The sequence below is a fragment of the Stenotrophomonas sp. P5_B8 genome (assembly GCF_054049855.1).
The window spans coordinates 1-17,410 of the sequence record NZ_JBFULO010000041.1; the positions used below are offsets into that span (position 1 = coordinate 1).

Genomic DNA, 17,410 nt, shown 5'->3' on the forward strand with positions numbered 1-17,410 from the left:
CGGCGTGCGCGCGAGCACGGCCGCCAGTTCGTTGTCCAGGATCCAGCTGCGCGGCTTGTCGCTGCTGCGGGCCTGCACATCGCGCCAGCGCAGCAGGCGCAGCAGGCGGATCTGCGCGGCGTCGTCCATGAACTGGGCCGAGCGCATCGCCACGTGCGGCCAGCGGTCTTCGTCGTTCTCGACGCTGCCGAGCAGGCGTCCGGCGTCGTCCTGCAGCCACTGTCGGCGATCGAGCTCGCCGAGTTTGGCGTCGATCGCATCGTGCATGGCAAACAGATACTCGACGTCGTCGGCGGCGTACTCCAGCTGCGATTCGGACAGGGGGCGGCGCATCCAGTCCGAGCGCGTCTCGCCCTTGGCCAGGGTGACCCCGGTGATCGCATTGACCAGCTTCTGGTAGCCCATGCCGCCGCCGATGCCGGCCAGCGACGCGCCGATCTGGGTGTCGAACAGCGGACGCGGCAGCACGCCGCAGGCGACCTTGAAGGTCACCAGGTCTTCGCTGGCGCTGTGCATGATCTTCAGGATGGAGGTGTCGGCCAGCCACGGGGCCAGCGCCTCGTTCATGCCGGGGATCAGCGGGTCGATCAGCAGGATTTCATCGCCGACCGCCATCTGCACCAGGGCCAGTTGCGGCCAGTAGGTGCGTTCGCGGATGAATTCGGTGTCCAGCCCGATCCGGGTGGGGCGCTGGCGGTAGCGCTCGTCCAGCTCCGCCGGGGTTTTGATCCAATAAGCCACGTGGGTTCCGTCAACTGCAGGGGGTGCTCAGGGGATGAGGATAACGCGCCGTGGTCGGCGCGCGCGCCGGTATCATGATCCGGTCGTCGTACGGTCGCTGTGACCGTGCGCTGGCTTGCCCCTCCCGTCCCGGTTCGGCGATGCTCGTGCCTGGCTGCAAGGAACCCGATGTTGCGCACCTCCGCTTCCCTCCCGCCGCTGCTCGCTGTCCTGCTCGTGCTGGCGGCCTGTTCTGCCGATGCACCGCCGCCGGCCGCCGCCCCGACGGCGCCCCGGCCGGCGGCGCGCAGCGCGCCTGCAGCCGCTGCGCCGGTCGCGCAGGTGACCATCGGGGGAGAGGACGCGGCCGAAACCGTGGCGCGCTGGCAGCCACCGGCGGTGCAGATCGCCGATGACGGCGTGGCGGCGGCGCGGCGCAAGGCGGCACAGGCCTTCGAACACGACCGGCTGTACGCCGACGCCGAGGCGGCCATTCCGCTCTGGTTGGCGTTGCTGCAGCACGACGGCAAGGACCGCCAGGCCCTGGCCGGCCTGAAGCGGGCACGTCAGCGCCTGTTGGATGAGGCCGCCGCGCTGCTGTCGCGGCCGCTGAAGCAGCGTGAAGCGCTGGCCCAGGCCAGTGAGATGGCGCTGGTGCTGCTCGAGATTGCGCCCGACGATGCGCGCGTGCGCCAACTGCAGTCGCGCGTGGAGATCGCCCAGCGCGTGATCGCCTACAACCGGGCCRGGGAAGACGACCTGCGTGCCGACCGGGTGGGCGAAGATGGCGATGGCGCCATCCCCAATTTCCGCGAAGCGCTGGCCTTGAATCCGGACGACGCGCGCGCGCGTCAGGGCTTGGCCGCCGCCGAGAGTGCGTTGATCGGCCGTGCCGAAACCGCCGCCCGCGCGGGGGATTTCGCCAGCGCCGGCACCTGGCTGGCCGAGGCGGCCAAGGTGCGCGACTCGTCGATCACCATCGCCGACGCGTTCGAACGGGTCGAGCGCATCCGCGCCGATACGCTCACCCGCCTGCGCGATGAGGGCCTGCGCGACCTGACCACCCCGCAAGGCTTGAAGGCGGCGCGCGAGAAGCTCGAAGACGCCCTGCGCATCGCGCTGCCCGGCGACCCGGTGGTGGGCCAGCTGCGGGAGCGCATCGAACTTGTTACCCACTACGGCAGCTTCCGGCCGCGGCAGGTGTTCAGCGACGCGCTACGCGATGGCGGGCGCGGTCCGCAGATGATCGTGGTGCCGCACGGCGGCTTCCAGATGGGCGCGGGCGACAACGAGCGTGGGGCAAGCGATGCGGAGAAGCCGTCGCACTACGTGCGGTTCGAGCGGGGCTTTGCGATGTCGATCACCGAGGTGACCGTGGCCGACTTCCGTCGCTACGTGCAGGCCAGCAACGCCCGCCCGCGCGCCACCCGGCGCGGCCATTCGATCGTCTACGACGAGCGCAGCGGCAACTTCGTGCGGCATAGCGGGGTGGATTGGCGGTCCGGGTACAACGGCGTACCGGCCATCCCGACCTCGCCGGTGATGCATGTGAGCGTGCGCGACGCCGAGAATTACGCGAGCTGGCTGTCCGAGCAGACCGGCCGCTCCTACCGTCTGCCCAGCGAGGCCGAATTCGAATACGTGCTGCGTGCCGGCAGCAGCGGYCGCTATCCGTGGGGCGATGCAGGCACGCCGCCGCCGAATGCCGGCAACTTCACCGGTGCCGAGGATGTCTCCCCGTCCGGCCGGCACTGGTACAACGCGTTCGTGGGATACAGCGACGGCTGGTGGGGGCCGGCGCCGGTAGGCACGTTCGATGCCAACGCCTGGGGCGTGCACGACGTGGCCGGCAACCTGAGCGAGTGGGTGGCCGACTGCTGGCACGCCAGCTACCGGCGCGCGCCGTCCGACGGGGTGGCCTGGTTCAACCCGGGCTGCCGGCAGCGGGTGATCCGCGGCGGCAACTGGGCCAATGCACCGGACCAGACGCGCGCGGCGTGGCGGCAATCGCAGGATTCAGATACGACCAGCGCCCGCATCGGCTTCCGTCTGGTGCGCGGCATCTGAGCCATGCCGGGCGTGTCCCGGCACTCACGTCAAATCCCCGCGCAGCCACTAAGATGGCGCCGTGTCGGCCAGGGTGTGCCGATCCAGCCAGGGAATCTGCAACATGCGCAACGATCCGTTCGGTGGTCAACAGCAGGGTCGGGCCCGCCGCCCGGGGCTGTTCGGCAACATCCGCTGGTGGGTGCTGCTGGCCTTCGCCGGCTATGCGGCGTTCTATTGGTTCTCCAACCGCGCGGTGGATCCGTATACCGGTGAGCGCGTGCTGATCGACAGTTCGCTCGATGCCACCCAGGAAAAGGCGCTCGGCCTGCAGGCCTACCAGGAGATCTTGGCGCAGGAGCGGCCGCTGGATCCGAATGCGCCGCAGTCGCGCGAGATCCAGTCGATCGCCAAGCGCCTGATCGCCAAGGTGGACGTGGTGGAGACTGCGCTCGCCGAAGAACACGGGTTGAAGCCGGCGCATTTCGCGCGCGACTTCGAGTGGGAGGTCAACGTGATTCCCTCCGAACAGGCCAATGCGTTCTGCCTGCCGGGTGGCAAGATGGCGGTGTACACCGGACTGATTCCAGTGGCCCGCACCGAAGATGCGATGGCGGTGGTGATGGGCCATGAGATCGCCCATGCCCTGCTGCGCCACGGCGCGCAGCGCATGGCCCAGCAGAAGCTCACCCAGATCGGGCAGATGGCCGGCGCGGCCAGTGGCATGGACCCGCAGCAGCAACAGATGATGATGTCGGCGATGGGCTACGGGTATCTGCTGCCGTACGCGCGCAGCCATGAAACCCAGGCCGATGAAGTGGGCCTGATGCTGGCCGCTGCGGCCTGCTACGACCCGCGCGAAGCGGTGCCGTTGTGGGAGCGGATGGGCCAGAGCAGCGGCGGGCAGGCGCCGCCGGAGTTTTCGTCCACCCATCCCAACCCGGGCACGCGCATCCAGAACCTGCAGGCGCTGATGCCCAAGGCGATGGAGTACCGGCAGAAGTACTGCGAGAGCGCGCACCAGTAAACCAGCGCAGGCTGCCCGCCACGCTGGCGCTTCAGCGCGCCGGTTCCTTCACCACCACCTCGATCACCCCGTCCTGCACGCGGGCCTTGAGCGCGTCGCCGGGGCTGACCTGCAGGGGGGAGCGCACCAGGCTGCCGTCGTCTTCGCGGGTGAGGATGCTGTAACCGCGCGCAACCGTGGCCAGCGGGCTGACCGCTTCCATTGAACGGGCCAGTGCGCGCAGGCGCAGCTGGTCGCGCTGCAGCTGGCGGCCGATGGCTGCATCGGCGCGCGGCTGCAGCCGCTGCAGACGCTCGCGCAGGGCGTCCAGACGGCGCTGCGGGTGGCCATTGCGCAACACCACGGCGGCATGCCGCAGCTGTGCCTGGCGGCGCTCGTGCTGCTGCCGCCAGACCCCGGCCAGGCGCCGGGCTAGGTCCTGATGACGGCGCTGCATCAGCTGGAGGCGCGCTTGGGGTCCCTGCGCGTTCAAGCGCAGCAGGGCGCGGTCGGCACGCTGCATGGCCTGGCCCAGCCCGTGGCGCTGCAGCTGCACCATCCGCGCGGCCAGCCGGCGCACGTGCAGGTGCAGGTCGCGCTGATCGGGCACCAGCAGCTCGGCGGCCACCGACGGGGTGGGCGCGCGCAGGTCGGCGGCAAAATCGGCCAGGCTGAAGTCGGTTTCGTGACCCACCGCCGACACCACCGGGGTCTGGCTGGCGGCAATGGCGCGGGTCAGGTGTTCATCGTTGAACGCCCACAGGTCTTCCAGCGAGCCACCACCGCGGGTCAGCAGGATCACGTCGTAGCGGCCGCTGGCATCGGCCGCGCGCAGCAGCGCGGTGATCTGTGCCGCGGCGCTGTCGCCCTGCACCAGGCTGGGCAGCAGGTCCACTTCGAGCAGCGGGAAGCGACGTTGCAACACGCTGAGCACGTCGCGTACGGCCGCGCCGGTGGGCGAGGTGATCACCGCCAGGCGCCGCACGTGCGCAGGCATCGGGCGCTTGCGCTCGGCCGCGAACAGGCCTTCGGCCTCCAGGCGCGCCTTGAGCTGTTCATAGGCGCGGCGCAGCGCACCTTCGCCGGCTTCTTCCATGTGGTCCAGTACCAGCTGGTACTCGCCACGGGCTTCGTACAGGGTCAGCCGGCCGCGCGCGAGCACGCGCATGCCATCGCGCGGGATGAACTTCAGCCACTGGCTCTTGGGCTTGAACAGCGCCGCGCGGATCTGCGCGCGCGCGTCCTTCAGGGTGAAATACATGTGCCCGGAGGCGGGCCGGGTGACGCTGCCAAGTTCGGCTTCGACCCAGATCAGCGGGAACGCGCCTTCCAGCAGGTCGCGGGCCAGGATGTTGAGCTGGCTGGGCGTAAGGATCTGCGTGCTGCGGTCCATGGACGGGTCAAACGCTACGAACGGGCACCTATGGTCGCACAAGCTTCATGGCGCCGGGTCGCGCGCGGCGTGCTGCTGCAGCGCCCATTGCACATGTTCGCGCACGATCGGCGAGGCATGTTCGCCGCGTGCGTGCAGGGCGGCCAGCGTGTCGGCATGGGTGGGGGCATTGCCCAGCGCCACGGCGATGTTGCGCAGCCAGCGCTCGTGGCCGCTGCGCCGGATCGGGCTGCCCTCGGTGCGGCGCAGGAACTCGTCTTCCTCCCACGCGAACAGCTGCGCCAGCGAGGCAGTGTCCAGATCGTTGCGCGCGCGGAAATCCGGTTCGTCGGTGCGCCGCGCGAACTTGTTCCAGGGGCAGACCAGCTGGCAGTCGTCGCAGCCGTAGATGCGGTTGCCCATCAGCGGGCGCATGTCTTCGGGGATGGCGCCGTCGTGTTCGATGGTGAGGTAGGAGATGCAGCGCCGTGCATCCAGCCGCTGCGGGGCGATGATCGCCTGGGTCGGGCACACATCGATGCAGCGCGTGCAGCTGCCGCAGTGCGCACTGGCCGGTGCATCCACCGGCAGCGGCAGGTCGATGTAGATCTCGCCGAGGAAGAACCACGAGCCGCCCTGTTTGTCGATCAGGCAGGTGTGCTTGCCGATCCAGCCCAGCCCGGCATTGCGGGCGAGGGCGCGTTCCAGCACGGGCGCCGAATCGACGAACACGCGGTAGCCGAATGCGCCGATCTCCGCGGCAATCGCATCGGCGAACTTCTGCAGGCGGTTGCGCATCAACTTGTGGTAATCGCGGCCCAGTGCATAGCGGGCCACATAGGCGCGGTCGGCGTCGTGCAGCGTGTTCCACGCCTGCGCATCGTCCTTGTGGCCGTAGTCCATGCCGACGGAAATCACCCGCACGGTGCCGGGCAGCAGTTCGGCCGGGCGCGCGCGCATCGTGCCGTGCCGGGCCATCCAGTCCATCGTGCCGTACAGGCCTTTGCCCAGCCAGTCGGCCAGGTGCGCCTCGTCCTCGCCCAGGTCGATGCCGGACACGCCGCAGCGCTGGAAGCCGTGCGCGCGCGCGATCTCCCGCACGCGCTGGGTGGCGCGGGCCAGGTCGATGGGGGCGGGCAACGGAACAGCGGACATGGCGACAAGTATAGAATCCCGGCATGCCCCAGCTTGCTGAACTGTTCGATGTATCCGCCGCGCGCCGGATCGATGCCCAGGCCAGCGCGGCGCTGGGCGATGGCGGTGCGTCGTTGATGGCGCAGGCCGGGCAGGCCGCCTGGCACTGCCTGTTGGAGCGTTGGCCGCAGGCCCGGCGCATCTGTGTGGTGGTCGGCGCCGGCAACAACGGCGGCGATGGCTATGTGCTGGCCCGGCTGGCACGCCAGTCCGGACGCCAGGTGCAGGTGCTGCGGCTGGCCACCGATGCCGCCGCCACGCCGCTGGCCCAGGATGCGCTGCAGGCCTGGCTGGCCGCTGGCGGGCAGGTGGAGGTCTTCACCGATGCGCTGCCGGACGCCGACGTGCTGGTGGACGCGCTGTACGGGCTGGGCCTGAACCGCGTGCCGAGCGGGCCGGCGCAGGCGCTGATCGAGGCGATCAACGCCGCCGGCGTACCGGTGCTGTCGCTGGATGTGCCCAGCGGGGTGGACGCCGACAGCGGCGCGGTCGCCGGGGCTGCCGTGCGGGCCAGCGTGACCCTGCAATTCATCGTGCGCCATCGCGGGCTGTATACCGGCGATGCACTTGAACACATCGGCGGGCGCCGGCTGGCACCGCTGCAGTTGCCCGAGGCGGCCGATGCGGGTGTGCTGCCTGCGGCGTGCTCGTGGCAGCCGCCGCGGCTTGCCGCACAACTGCCGGCGCGGCGCGCCAACACCCACAAGGGCGAATCCGGCCATGTGCTGTGCGTGGGCGGCAATCGCGGTAGCGGCGGGGCGGTGATGCTGGCCAGCGAAGCCGCGCTGCGCACCGGCGCCGGGCTGGTCAGCGTGGCGACGCAATCGGTGCATGTCGCGCCGTTGCTGGCGCGGCTGCCCGAAGCGATGGTGCATGCCGTCGAGGACGCGCAGGACCTGCAGGCGCTGCTGCCGCGCACCAAGGTGGTCGCGATCGGGCCCGGGCTGGGCCAGGACGACTGGGCGCACGAGCTCTGGCGGCAGGTGCTGGGCAGCGGCAAGCCGCTGGTCATCGACGCCGACGCGCTGAACCTGCTGGCCAGGAACCCGCAACCGCTGGACGACGCGATTTTGACCCCGCATCCGGGCGAGGCCGCACGCCTGCTCGGCTGCAGCACCGCGCAGATCCAGGTAGACCGCTACGGCAGCGCCCAGTCACTGGCCGAGCGCTTCCACGCGGTGGTGGTGTTGAAGGGCGCCGGCAGCGTGGTTGCCGCCCCCGGCCAACGGCCCCGGGTCATCGCCGCGGGTAACCCGGGCATGGCCGTCGGCGGCATGGGCGACCTGTTGACCGGCATCATTGCCGCGCTGCGCGCACAGGGCCTGGACGCGTTCGATGCCGCCAGCAGCGGTGCACTGCTGCATGGGCTGGCCGGCGATGCCGCCGCCCGCGAAGGCCAGCGTGGCCTGCTCCCCACCGACCTGCTGGTGCCGCTGCGCCGCCTGGTCAATCCGGAACCTTCCACCGCATGATCACGTTTTTCCTCGCCCAGACCGACGACACCGACCTGCTCGGGCAGTGGCTGGCCGCCACCCGTCCGCCCCAGGCGGTGGTACAACTGCAGGGCGACCTTGGCGCCGGCAAATCGACGTTGGCGCGCGCACTGCTGCGTGCGCTGGGCGTGCAGGGCGCGATCCGCAGCCCCACCTACACCCTGGTCGAGCGCTATCCGCTGGACGATGGGCATGAGGCCTGGCACCTGGATCTGTACCGCATCGGCCAAGCCGAAGAGCTGGATTTCCTGGGCCTGGACGAGGGCAGCGCCTCGCTGTGGCTTGTCGAATGGCCCGAGCGCGGCGCCGGCGCGCTACCACCGACCGACCTGGTCATCGCCTTGGAAATCGAAGGGCAGGGACGCCGCGCGCGTCTCACCGCGACCAGCGACGCCGGTCGCGAATGGCTCACCCGCTTGCCTCAAGGGGGCGACTTGCAGGCTGTTTCTGTCGGCTGACAGTAGGAAACACCGGCAGGTTACGGATTATTAAGGGAAAAGGAGTTGCATTTCGTTCAGCGCGGTGATTGAATCCTGACCCATGCCAATGGGGAAACCACTCACCGCCATCTGTGCCGCCGTCGGACTCTGTCTGGCGAGCGCCTTGGCGTGGGCTGGCGAGGTCCGCCAGGTGGGTCTGGAGACCGGCGCCACCGGCACCCGCGCGGAAATCGCGCTGACCGGCAGTGGTGGTTACAAGACCCTGTCGCTGGCCGGTCCCAACCGCCTGGTGGTGGATTTCCCGGACTCCAGCGCGATCCGCAACCTCAAGCTGCCTGCGCCCAAGGGCGTGGTCACTGCCGTTCGTACCGGCCAGCCGGTGCCCGGCACCTTCCGCGTGGTGTTCGACCTCGCCGAATCGGTGGCGCCGTTCCGTCCGCAGATGGTCAAGCAGGGCGATGAATCGCGGCTGGTGATCGAATGGCCCGGCGATGCCCCGGCCAGTGTCGCCCGTGCACCTTCTGCCGTACCGGCGACGGCCAGCGCGCCGCCGCCGACCGCGGTGGTGCCCAGCGCACCCCAGGCCCCGACCGCCGCCGAAGCCGCGCAGGCGCGCAGCGATGCCGCGCGTGCCACCGCATTGCTGACCGCCTCGGTGCGCCAGCAGGCCAGCGCGACGGCGGCCACGCCGGTTCCCACGCCCGCCGCCGCACCCACGGCGACGGCAGTGAACGTGGCTGCCGCCGGCAACGCCAACGCGGCCAGCAATTCGGCTTCTCCGGCGGCGATCCTGTCCGGCCAGGCCACGGCTTCGGTGGTGACCGCGCCTGCGCCGGTCGCGGTGACGCCGGCCGAGCCGCCGCGTCCTTCGATGCCCAGCGACGCCTCGCGGATCAAGATGCGCGCGGGCATGCGGCCACTGGTGGTGGCGATCGATCCCGGCCATGGCGGCCAGGATCCGGGCGCTGTCGGCCCGACCGGCAAGCGCGAGAAGGACATCACCCTGGCGGTGGCCCGCGAGCTGGCCCGGCAGGTCAATGCCACGCCCGGCCTGAAGGCCTACCTGACCCGCGATACCGACGTGTTCATCCCGTTGCCGATGCGCGCACAGAAGGCGCGGGCGGCCAAGGCCGACATCTTCATCTCGATCCACGCCGACGCTGCTGAAAACCGCGCGGCCACCGGTTCGTCGGTCTACGTGCTCTCCACCAAGGGCGCGTCCTCGCAGCGTGCGCGCTGGCTGGCCGACAAGGAAAACGCCGCCGATTTGGTCGGCGGCGTGCGCCTGCAGCAGACCGAAGGCACCCTGGCCAACGTGCTGCTGGACCTGGCCCAGAGCGGTTACATGAAGGCCTCCGAAGACGCGGCCGGTCACGTGCTGGGTGGGCTCAAGCGGATCGGCAAGAACCACAAGCCCAATATCGAACGCGCCAACTTCGCGGTGCTGCGCACCTCGGACATGCCGGCGATGCTGGTCGAAACCGCCTTCATCTCCAACCCGGACGAAGAGCGCCGCCTGATCGACCCGGCCTACCAGCGCCAGATTGCCGGTGCCGTGCTCGATGGCGTGCATACCTTCTTCAGCCGCCAGCCGCCGCCGGGCACGCTGTATGCCGCCCGTGCCGAAGCCGAGATCGAAGCGGCCAGTACGTTTGCAGGTGGCAGCAAGTAATCCGCCTGTAGAGCCGACCGTTGGTCGGCTGGCTGTTGATTCTGGTGCCATCGGCATCGTCAAAGGCAGCCGACCAACGGTCGGCTCTACGGCACCGGAGACATCGGCATCGCCAAAGGCAGCCGACCAACGGTCGGCTCTACGGCACCGGAGCCATCGGCGTCGTCAAAGGCAGCCGACCAACGGTCGGCTCTACGGCACCGGAGACATCGGCATCGTCAAGGGCAGCCGACCAACGGTCGGCTCTACGGCACCGGAGACATCGGCGTCGTCAAAGGCAGCCGACCAACGATCAGCCCCACAGCGTCGCAGCCAGGCATAGCCCGGCGCTACGCTATCATCTACCGATGAAGTCCTGCCCCCGAATTCCCATCGCCTCCGCCTTCGCTATCCGGAGGCGCGCATGAGCATCCGCCAGTTGCCCGAGATCCTGATCAACCAGATCGCGGCCGGCGAAGTGGTCGAGCGCCCGGCATCGGTGGTCAAGGAACTGGTTGAGAACGCACTGGACGCCGGTGCCACCCGGGTCGATATCGACCTGGAAGAGGGCGGCGTGCGGCTGATCCGCATCCGTGACGATGGCGGTGGCATCGCGCCGGAAGAACTGCCGCTGGCGGTCTCGCGCCACGCCACCAGCAAGATCGCCAGCCTCGATGATCTGGAGTCGGTGGCCACGCTCGGCTTTCGTGGCGAAGCGCTGCCGTCCATCGCCTCGGTCAGCCGGTTCACCTTGTCTTCCCGTCGCGCCGCCGACGCGCATGGTTCATCGCTGMAGATCGAAGGCGGCAAGCTCGGCGATGTGATGCCGCGTGCGCATGYCCCGGGCACCACGGTGGAAGTGCGCGAACTGTTCTACAACGTGCCGGCGCGGCGCAAGTTCCTGCGTGCCGAGCGCACAGAACTGGGCCACATCGAAGAGTGGCTGCGGTCGTTGGCGTTGGCGCGCCCGGACGTGGAACTGCGCGTATCGCACAACGGCAAGCCGTCGCGCCGTTACAAGCCCGGCGACCTGTATTCGGATGCGCGCCTGGGCGAAACGCTGGGCGAGGATTTCGCCGCGCAGGCACTGCGCGTGGACCACAGCGGTGCCGGCCTGCGCCTGCATGGCTGGATAGCGCAGCCGCATTATTCGCGCGCCAGCACCGACCAGCAGTACCTCTACGTCAATGGCCGTTCGGTACGCGACCGCAGCGTCGCCCACGCGGTGAAAATGGCGTACGGCGATGTGCTGTTCCATGGTCGCCAACCGGCGTACGTGCTGTTCCTGGAACTGGACCCGACCCGGGTCGATGTCAACGTGCACCCGGCCAAGCACGAGGTGCGCTTCCGCGACGCCCGCCTGATCCACGATTTCGTCTACCGCACCTTGAAGGAAGCGTTGGCCGAAACCCGTGCCGGCATGACTCAGGCGGGCGCCGGTGTCGAGGGCCACGCGGGCGTACCTGCCGCCGCGATCGCCGGCGGGTATGCGCAACCGGGCGGCGGGTACGCGCTGGGCGGTGGCGGTGGCGGCGGTGGCATGTCCGCGCAATGGCGTCCGCAGCAATCGCCGCTGGGCCTGCAGGTCGCCGATGCCCCCACGGCGTATGCCGCGCTGTATGCGACGCCCGCCGGTGCCGGCGTGTCCGCTGGGCTGCCGCCGATGCCGAGCGAAGGCGGCCTGCCGATGACCGCCGCCGACAGTGGCGTGCCGCCCCTGGGGTATGCGGTGGCGCAGCTGCACGGCATCTACATCCTTGCTGAAAATGCCGAAGGCCTCATCGTGGTGGACATGCATGCCGCGCATGAGCGGATCGGCTACGAGCGCCTGAAGACCGCGCACGATGGCATGGGCCTGCACGCGCAGCCGCTGCTGGTGCCGATCACGCTGGCGGTGGGCGAGCGCGATGCCGATACCGCCGAGCGCGAGACCGACACCCTGGTTGCGCTGGGCTTTGAAATCACCCGCTCCGGTCCTGGATCGCTGCATGTGCGCAGCATTCCGGCGTTGCTGGCCAACGCCGAGCCGGAAGGCCTGCTGCGCGACGTGCTCACCGACCTGCGCGAACACGGGCAAAGCCGACGCATCGCCAGTGCCCGCGACGAGCTGCTGTCGACCATGGCCTGCCATGGCGCGGTGCGCGCCAACCGGCGCCTGACCGTGCCGGAAATGAACGCGCTGCTGCGCGACATGGAAAACACCGAACGCTCGGGTCAGTGCAATCACGGCCGACCGACCTGGGCACGTTTTTCACTGGCGGACATGGACCGCTGGTTCCTGCGCGGACGTTGAAGGGGAGAGTCATGCAGACTTGGGGAAGGGGACTTGGCGCGGCGATGCTGGCGCTGGGACTGGCAGCCTGTGGGAACACGCCGCAGCCACCGGTGGCGGTGGCCGACGATCCCGCGTTCGCCGCCGAACAGCAGCAGTGGCGCCTGCAACGCTACGAGGAGCTGCATGCCGCCGATGGCTGGACCAGCCTGGTGGGCCTGCACTGGCTGGAGTACAAGGCGCATTACATCGGCCGCGGCCCGGGCAGCGGCATCCGCTTGGCGGTAGGCCCGGACAAGCTGGGCATGGTGGCGCGCCAGGGCGATGCGGTGTGGTTCACTCCCGAGCGCGGTGTTGCGCTGCGCGTGGGCGACATGCCGGTGACCGGGCGCATCCGCTTCTTCAGCGATCGCGATCCCACCCCGACCCTGATCAGCTTCGATGACGGCAAGGGACAGTTGAGCCTGATCCATCGCGGCGAGCGGTACGCACTGCGGGTCAAGCATGCCGACGCGCACAGCCGCACCCACTTCGCCGGCCTGCAGTATTGGCCCGGCGGCGCCGCGTGGCGGATCAGTGCACGCTTCGTCCCGCACCCACCCGGCAAGACCCTGCCGATCATCGACATCACCGGGCTGACCACCGACATGCCCAATGCCGGCACGCTGGCGTTCGAGCGCGACGGCCGCACGTGGACGCTCGAAGCGATCGGTGAGCCCGGGCGCGAGCTGTTCGTGATCTTCGTCGACCGCACCAGTGGCCACGGCAGCTACCCGGCCGGGCGTTACTTGGACCTGCCCGCACCGGATGCCAATGGCCGGGTGCTGATCGATTTCAACCACGCCTACAATCCGCCCTGTGCATTCACTCCGTTCGCGACCTGCCCGCTGGCACCGCCGGAAAACCGCCTGGACCTGCGCATCGACGCCGGCGAGCAGGCCTACCACGCCCCTGAAGGAGAGGCCTGACCCATGTCGATGTTGCCGCGACTGATGTCTTCATTGTTGATCACCACCGGGCTGCTGCTGGGCAGCGGTGCGGTGCAGGCGCGCGGCGATGCGCCCGCCGCCAAGGTGGCGCCGCCGGTGCCGTTGTTGTGGAAGGTGACCGGGCCAGGCGATAGCCGCGTGTACCTGCTGGGCTCGTTCCATCTGCTGCGTGCGCAGGACTATCCGCTGTCGGCCGACGTTGAGCAGGCGTTCACCGCGTCCAAGCGGGTGGTGTTTGAACTGTCGCCGCAGGACATGCAGTCGCCGCAGCTGCCGCAGAAAATGCTGCAGGCGGCGATGCGCACCGATGGCACCGAGCTCAAGCGCGACCTGGATGCAGCCACCTGGACCAAGCTGCAGGCCTACGCGAGTGCCAACAACCTGCCGCTGGCGCAGCTGCAGGGGATGAAGCCCTGGTTCGTCGGGCTGACCATCACCCTGGGCCAGTTCACCAAGATGGGGCTGGACCCGAACCTCGGGCTGGACCGTCATTTCATGGAGCGCGCGGCCACCGCGAACAAGCCGACCTCGGGCCTGGAGGACATCGATACGCAGGTCGGGGTGTTGTCGGGGATGTCGGCGCAGGAACAGCAGCAGATGGTGGCCGAGGCGCTGGACCAGGCCGACAAGGCCGATGTCGAGGGCCGCAAGCTGCACGATGCGTGGCGGCGTGGCGACGACAAGCTGCTGTGGACGTCGATGGCGGCGCAGATGCGCGGCCAGTACCCGCAGCTGTACAAGCGGATCAACACCGACCGCAACGATGCCTGGGTGCCCAAGCTGCAGCAGTACCTGCAGGCGGGGCAGGGGGGCACGCTGGTGGTGGTCGGCACGCTGCACCTGCTGGGCAACGATGGCGTGGTGGAGAAACTGAAGGCCAAGGGCTTCCAGGTGGAGCGGGTGTGCACCGGCTGCGCCAAGCCCAAGCGCTGATCAGACGCTGAGGGCGGAGACGAAAAAGGCGCGGCCGGAGGGCTGCGCCTTTTTTCGTTGTGACCCCGCGGGTAACTCAGCGGCGGGTCTTGCCCGTGCCGGGTGCCGGGGTGTCCGGCTTGGCCGTGCCCGCGCCGGTACCGGTGGAGGTGCCGCCGGGACGGGGACCGAAGCCGGCGCCGCCGGTGCCCATGTTGCGCTGGAAATCCTGCCAGAGTTCGAGGTTGCGCTCGGTGAGCTGGTTCATCATCGCCCAGGGGGTCTGGCCGAGGAGGTTGCCCATCTGCTGGCGGAACTGCTGCTGCTGGTCGAGGAAGACCTGCATGCTGCGCTCCAGGTAATTGCCCATGAAGCCCTGCAGGGAGTCGCCGTAGAAGCGGATCAGCTGGCTCAGCAGCTGCGTGGACAGCATGGGTTCGCCGTCCTGTTCCTGGTCGGCGATGATCTGCAGCAGGACCGAGCGGGTCAGGTCGTCGCCGCTCTTGGCGTCACGGACTTCGAAGTCTTCGCCGTCGAGGATGAGCTGGCGCACGTCTTCGATGGTGATGTAGCTGGAAATCTCGGTGTCGTAGAGCCGGCGATTCGGGTATTTCTTGATAATGCGGTTCGCAGCCATGAAACGGTCACTCATCACAGTAGGCGCGCAGCATGGCGCAGTGCAGCAGCACATGCAACCGCCGAAAGGCCCATGCGGCGGGGTATTGGAATCAATTCATGTTGCGCAGCATGGATTCGCGCGGGGTGCAGCATTTGCCGGTTCCATGTCGGGGCCGTAGCCGGTTGGGCCTGCAAACGGTTTCTCGGACCGCGGCGGCAGCGTAGTGCTCCGCGCGGATTCCGTAGAGCCGACCGTTGGTCGGCTGCGCATGCGCTGCGGAAAGCAGCCGACCAACGGTCGGCTCTACCAGCCCATGTGGTGGCCGCCGTTGATGTCCAGGTTCGAGCCGGTGATCCACGACGCTTCTTCGTTGACCAGGAAGGCCACCGCATAGGCGATTTCCTCGGGCTTGCCGAGGCGGCCGGTGGGGATGTCGGCGATGATCTTGGCGCGCACTTCGTCAGGCACGGCCATCACCATGTCGGTGGCGACGTAGCCGGGGGAAATGGTGTTGACGGTGATGCCGAAGCCGGCATTCTCGCGTGCCAGGGAGATGGTGAAGCCGTGCATGCCGGCTTTGGCTGCGGCGTAGTTGGCCTGGCCGTACTGGCCTTTGAGGCCGTTGATCGAGCTGATCTGGATGACCCGGCCCCAGCCGCGCCGGCGCATGCCTTCGATGACCGGGCGGGTGACGTTGAACACCGAGTTGAGGTTGGTGTTGATGACGTCGTGCCACTGGTCGGCCCGCATGCGATGGAAGGTGGTGTCACGGGTGATGCCGGCGTTGTTGACCAGGATCTCGATCGGGCCGAAGGCGGCTTCGACGGCACGGACCATGGCCTCGGCGGTGTCTGGGTTGGAGACATCGCCGGGGAAGATCGCCACGTCCGAGCCGCGGGCCAGCATCATCTCGCGCCATGCCGTGGCCTTGGCTTCGTCGCGGTAGTTGGTGGCGACCCGATGGCCCTGGTCGGCCAGGCGTTGGCAGATGGCGGTGCCGATACCGCCGGTACCGCCGGTGACCAGTGCGACGCGAGATGTCATGAGCTGCTACTCCGAAAGGCAGGGCCAACAAGGGGGAAAGCGATTCTGCAACATCGCCGCGGCAAATGGGGGGTCAGCCGCGGCCCTGCGGTGCAACGATGTCGTGGCGGGGCAGTCGGGCGGGATCGAAACCGGCGCGGGCGCGGGCCAGCAGGTCCGCTACGTTGCCATCGGCGCGCAAGCAGGCCGGATCCTGGCCGAGCGCGGCCCATGCCTGGCGCAATGCGGGCAGGGGCCGGGTGGGGTCGAGGGGGCGTGCGGCATCGGACTTGGAGAGTTTGCGGCCGTCGGTGTCGAGCAGCAGGGGCAGGTGCAGATAGGCCGGGGTAGGCAGTCCGAGCGCGCGTTGCAGCAGGATCTGGCGCGGGGTGGAGTCGAGCAGGTCGGCGCCCCGCACCACGTCGGTGATGCCCTGGTCGCCGTCATCGACCACTACTGCCAGCTGGTAGGCCCAGTAGCCGTCGGCGCGGCGCAGGACGAAGTCGCCGACCTCGGCGTGCACGTTCTGCTGGATCGCCCCGCGCAGGCCGTCCTGGAAATGGACCGTGCTGCCCGGCGGCACGCGCAGTCGGATGGCCGGTTGCGGGCGCGGGCTGCGTGCCACGCACTGGTGGTGGATGCCGCGCTGGTCGGCCAGGTCGCTGCGACTGCAGTGGCAGGCAAACGCCATGCCTTCGTCCAGCAGGCGGTCCAGCGCCTTCTGGTAGAGGCTGTCGCGCCCGCTCTGGTGGACGATTGGGCCGTCGCTGGTCAGACCGAGGGCGGTCAGAACGGCCAGTTGCTGATCCACCGCGCCGGGTACGGTGCGGGGTGGGTCGACGTCTTCAATCCGCACCAGCCAGTGGCCACCGGCGTGCCGGGCGAGCAGCCAGCTGCCCAGCGCGGCCAGCAGCGAGCCGGGATGCAGGGGGCCGGTGGGTGAGGGCGCGAAGCGGCCGCGGTAGGGGGTCATGGACATGAACTATGAATCGTCGGTCAGTTTGCGACTTGAATTCAACATGAAGTCCCCGCAGATTTGCAGTCATCAACCTCTTTCGAGCGCTATTTTCCCATGTTCAGTCGCATTGCTCTCTTTCTTCTGACCAACGTTGCGGTGCTGATCCTGGCGGGCATCGTGATGTCGGTGCTGGGCGTGAATCCCAGCCAGATGAGCGGCCTGCTGGTGATGGCGGCCATCTTCGGCTTCGGGGGTTCATTCATTTCGCTGCTGCTGTCCAAGTGGATGGCCAAGCGGTCGACCGGCGCGGTGGTGATCACCGAGCCGCGCAATCCGACCGAACGCTGGCTGCTGGCCACGGTCGAACGCCAGGCGCGCGAAGCCGGTATCGGCATGCCGGAGGTGGCGGTCTATGACGGTCCGGAAATCAACGCTTTCGCCACCGGCGCCAACCGCAACAAGGCGCTGGTGGCGGTGTCCACCGGCCTGCTGCACAACATGAGCGAGGACGAGGCCGAGGCGGTGCTGGGCCACGAGATCGCGCACGTGGCCAACGGTGACATGATCACCATGGCCCTGCTGCAGGGTGTGTTGAATACGTTCGTGATCGTGCTGGCGCGGATCGTCGGTGGTTTCATCGACAGCGCGATGTCGGGCAACCGCGAGGGCGGCGGGCGCGGCATCGGCTACTTCGTGATCGTGTTCGTGCTGGAGA

Annotated in this window: 15 protein-coding genes; 9 read left to right on the forward strand and 6 right to left on the reverse strand. The window is 68.8% G+C overall.

Features of this window, described 5'->3' with window-relative positions; all coding sequences use genetic code 11:
- A partial coding sequence (locus ACXJKH_RS04110; protein ID WP_457318402.1) for a ribonuclease D occupies positions 1-741 on the reverse strand: 741 nt, incomplete at its 3' end.
- Positions 742-909: 168 nt separating this feature from the next.
- Here ACXJKH_RS04110 and ACXJKH_RS04115 point away from each other — a divergent pair.
- Complete coding sequence (locus tag ACXJKH_RS04115) at positions 910-2,787, forward strand: SUMF1/EgtB/PvdO family nonheme iron enzyme (RefSeq protein WP_457318403.1); 1,878 nt, start codon at positions 910-912, stop codon at positions 2,785-2,787.
- A 103-nt stretch (positions 2,788-2,890) separates the two neighbouring features.
- Positions 2,891-3,793, forward strand: coding sequence for a M48 family metallopeptidase (locus tag ACXJKH_RS04120; RefSeq protein ID WP_256774703.1), 903 nt, complete (start codon positions 2,891-2,893; stop codon positions 3,791-3,793).
- Between the two features lie 31 nt (positions 3,794-3,824).
- Here ACXJKH_RS04120 and xseA read toward each other — a convergent pair whose 3' ends face one another.
- Both xseA and queG read right to left on the reverse strand, forming a co-directional pair.
- Positions 3,825-5,165 (reverse strand): exodeoxyribonuclease VII large subunit, encoded by a 1,341-nt coding sequence (gene xseA / locus ACXJKH_RS04125; protein WP_457318404.1) that lies wholly within the window; start codon positions 5,163-5,165, stop codon positions 3,825-3,827.
- Between the two features lie 45 nt (positions 5,166-5,210).
- Entirely contained in the window at positions 5,211-6,299 is a 1,089-nt protein-coding gene (queG, locus tag ACXJKH_RS04130; protein ID WP_457318405.1) for a tRNA epoxyqueuosine(34) reductase QueG, read from the reverse strand.
- A 23-nt stretch (positions 6,300-6,322) separates the two neighbouring features.
- Between queG and ACXJKH_RS04135 the strand changes: the two genes are divergently transcribed.
- From ACXJKH_RS04135 to ACXJKH_RS04160, 6 genes are all read left to right on the forward strand, one after another.
- Positions 6,323-7,810, forward strand: a complete 1,488-nt coding sequence (locus tag ACXJKH_RS04135; protein WP_457318406.1) for an NAD(P)H-hydrate dehydratase — start codon at positions 6,323-6,325, stop codon at positions 7,808-7,810.
- Positions 7,807-8,289: a tRNA (adenosine(37)-N6)-threonylcarbamoyltransferase complex ATPase subunit type 1 TsaE gene (tsaE, locus tag ACXJKH_RS04140; protein WP_457318407.1), complete on the forward strand. Its 483-nt coding sequence runs from the start codon at positions 7,807-7,809 to the stop codon at positions 8,287-8,289. The genes ACXJKH_RS04135 and tsaE overlap by 4 nt, the downstream gene beginning before the upstream one ends.
- Positions 8,290-8,377: 88 nt before the next feature.
- Positions 8,378-9,943: an N-acetylmuramoyl-L-alanine amidase gene (locus ACXJKH_RS04145; RefSeq protein WP_457318408.1), complete on the forward strand. Its 1,566-nt coding sequence runs from the start codon at positions 8,378-8,380 to the stop codon at positions 9,941-9,943.
- A 403-nt stretch (positions 9,944-10,346) separates the two neighbouring features.
- Positions 10,347-12,215 (forward strand): DNA mismatch repair endonuclease MutL, encoded by a 1,869-nt coding sequence (mutL, locus tag ACXJKH_RS04150; protein ID WP_457318409.1) that lies wholly within the window; start codon positions 10,347-10,349, stop codon positions 12,213-12,215.
- A gap of 11 nt (positions 12,216-12,226) precedes the next feature.
- The gene (locus tag ACXJKH_RS04155) at positions 12,227-13,162 is read left to right on the forward strand and encodes a DUF1684 domain-containing protein (RefSeq protein WP_457318410.1); all 936 of its coding nucleotides are present in this window, start codon (positions 12,227-12,229) and stop codon (positions 13,160-13,162) included.
- A 3-nt stretch (positions 13,163-13,165) separates the two neighbouring features.
- Entirely contained in the window at positions 13,166-14,116 is a 951-nt protein-coding gene (locus ACXJKH_RS04160; RefSeq protein ID WP_457318411.1) for a TraB/GumN family protein, read from the forward strand.
- A 76-nt stretch (positions 14,117-14,192) separates the two neighbouring features.
- Here the strand turns inward: ACXJKH_RS04160 and phaR are convergent, their stop codons facing one another.
- The 3 genes from phaR to gluQRS all read right to left on the reverse strand — a co-directional run bounded on the left by phaR (position 14,193) and on the right by gluQRS (position 16,716).
- The gene (phaR, locus tag ACXJKH_RS04165) at positions 14,193-14,732 is read right to left on the reverse strand and encodes a polyhydroxyalkanoate synthesis repressor PhaR (protein WP_256774711.1); all 540 of its coding nucleotides are present in this window, start codon (positions 14,730-14,732) and stop codon (positions 14,193-14,195) included.
- 285 nt (positions 14,733-15,017) lie between these two features.
- Complete coding sequence (gene phbB, locus ACXJKH_RS04170) at positions 15,018-15,758, reverse strand: acetoacetyl-CoA reductase (RefSeq protein WP_256774712.1); 741 nt, start codon at positions 15,756-15,758, stop codon at positions 15,018-15,020.
- Positions 15,759-15,831: 73 nt separating this feature from the next.
- Complete coding sequence (gene gluQRS, locus ACXJKH_RS04175; protein ID WP_457318412.1) at positions 15,832-16,716, reverse strand: tRNA glutamyl-Q(34) synthetase GluQRS; 885 nt, start codon at positions 16,714-16,716, stop codon at positions 15,832-15,834.
- A gap of 93 nt (positions 16,717-16,809) precedes the next feature.
- Between gluQRS and htpX the strand changes: the two genes are divergently transcribed.
- A partial coding sequence (htpX, locus tag ACXJKH_RS04180) for a protease HtpX (protein ID WP_457318413.1) occupies positions 16,810-17,410 on the forward strand: 601 nt, incomplete at its 3' end.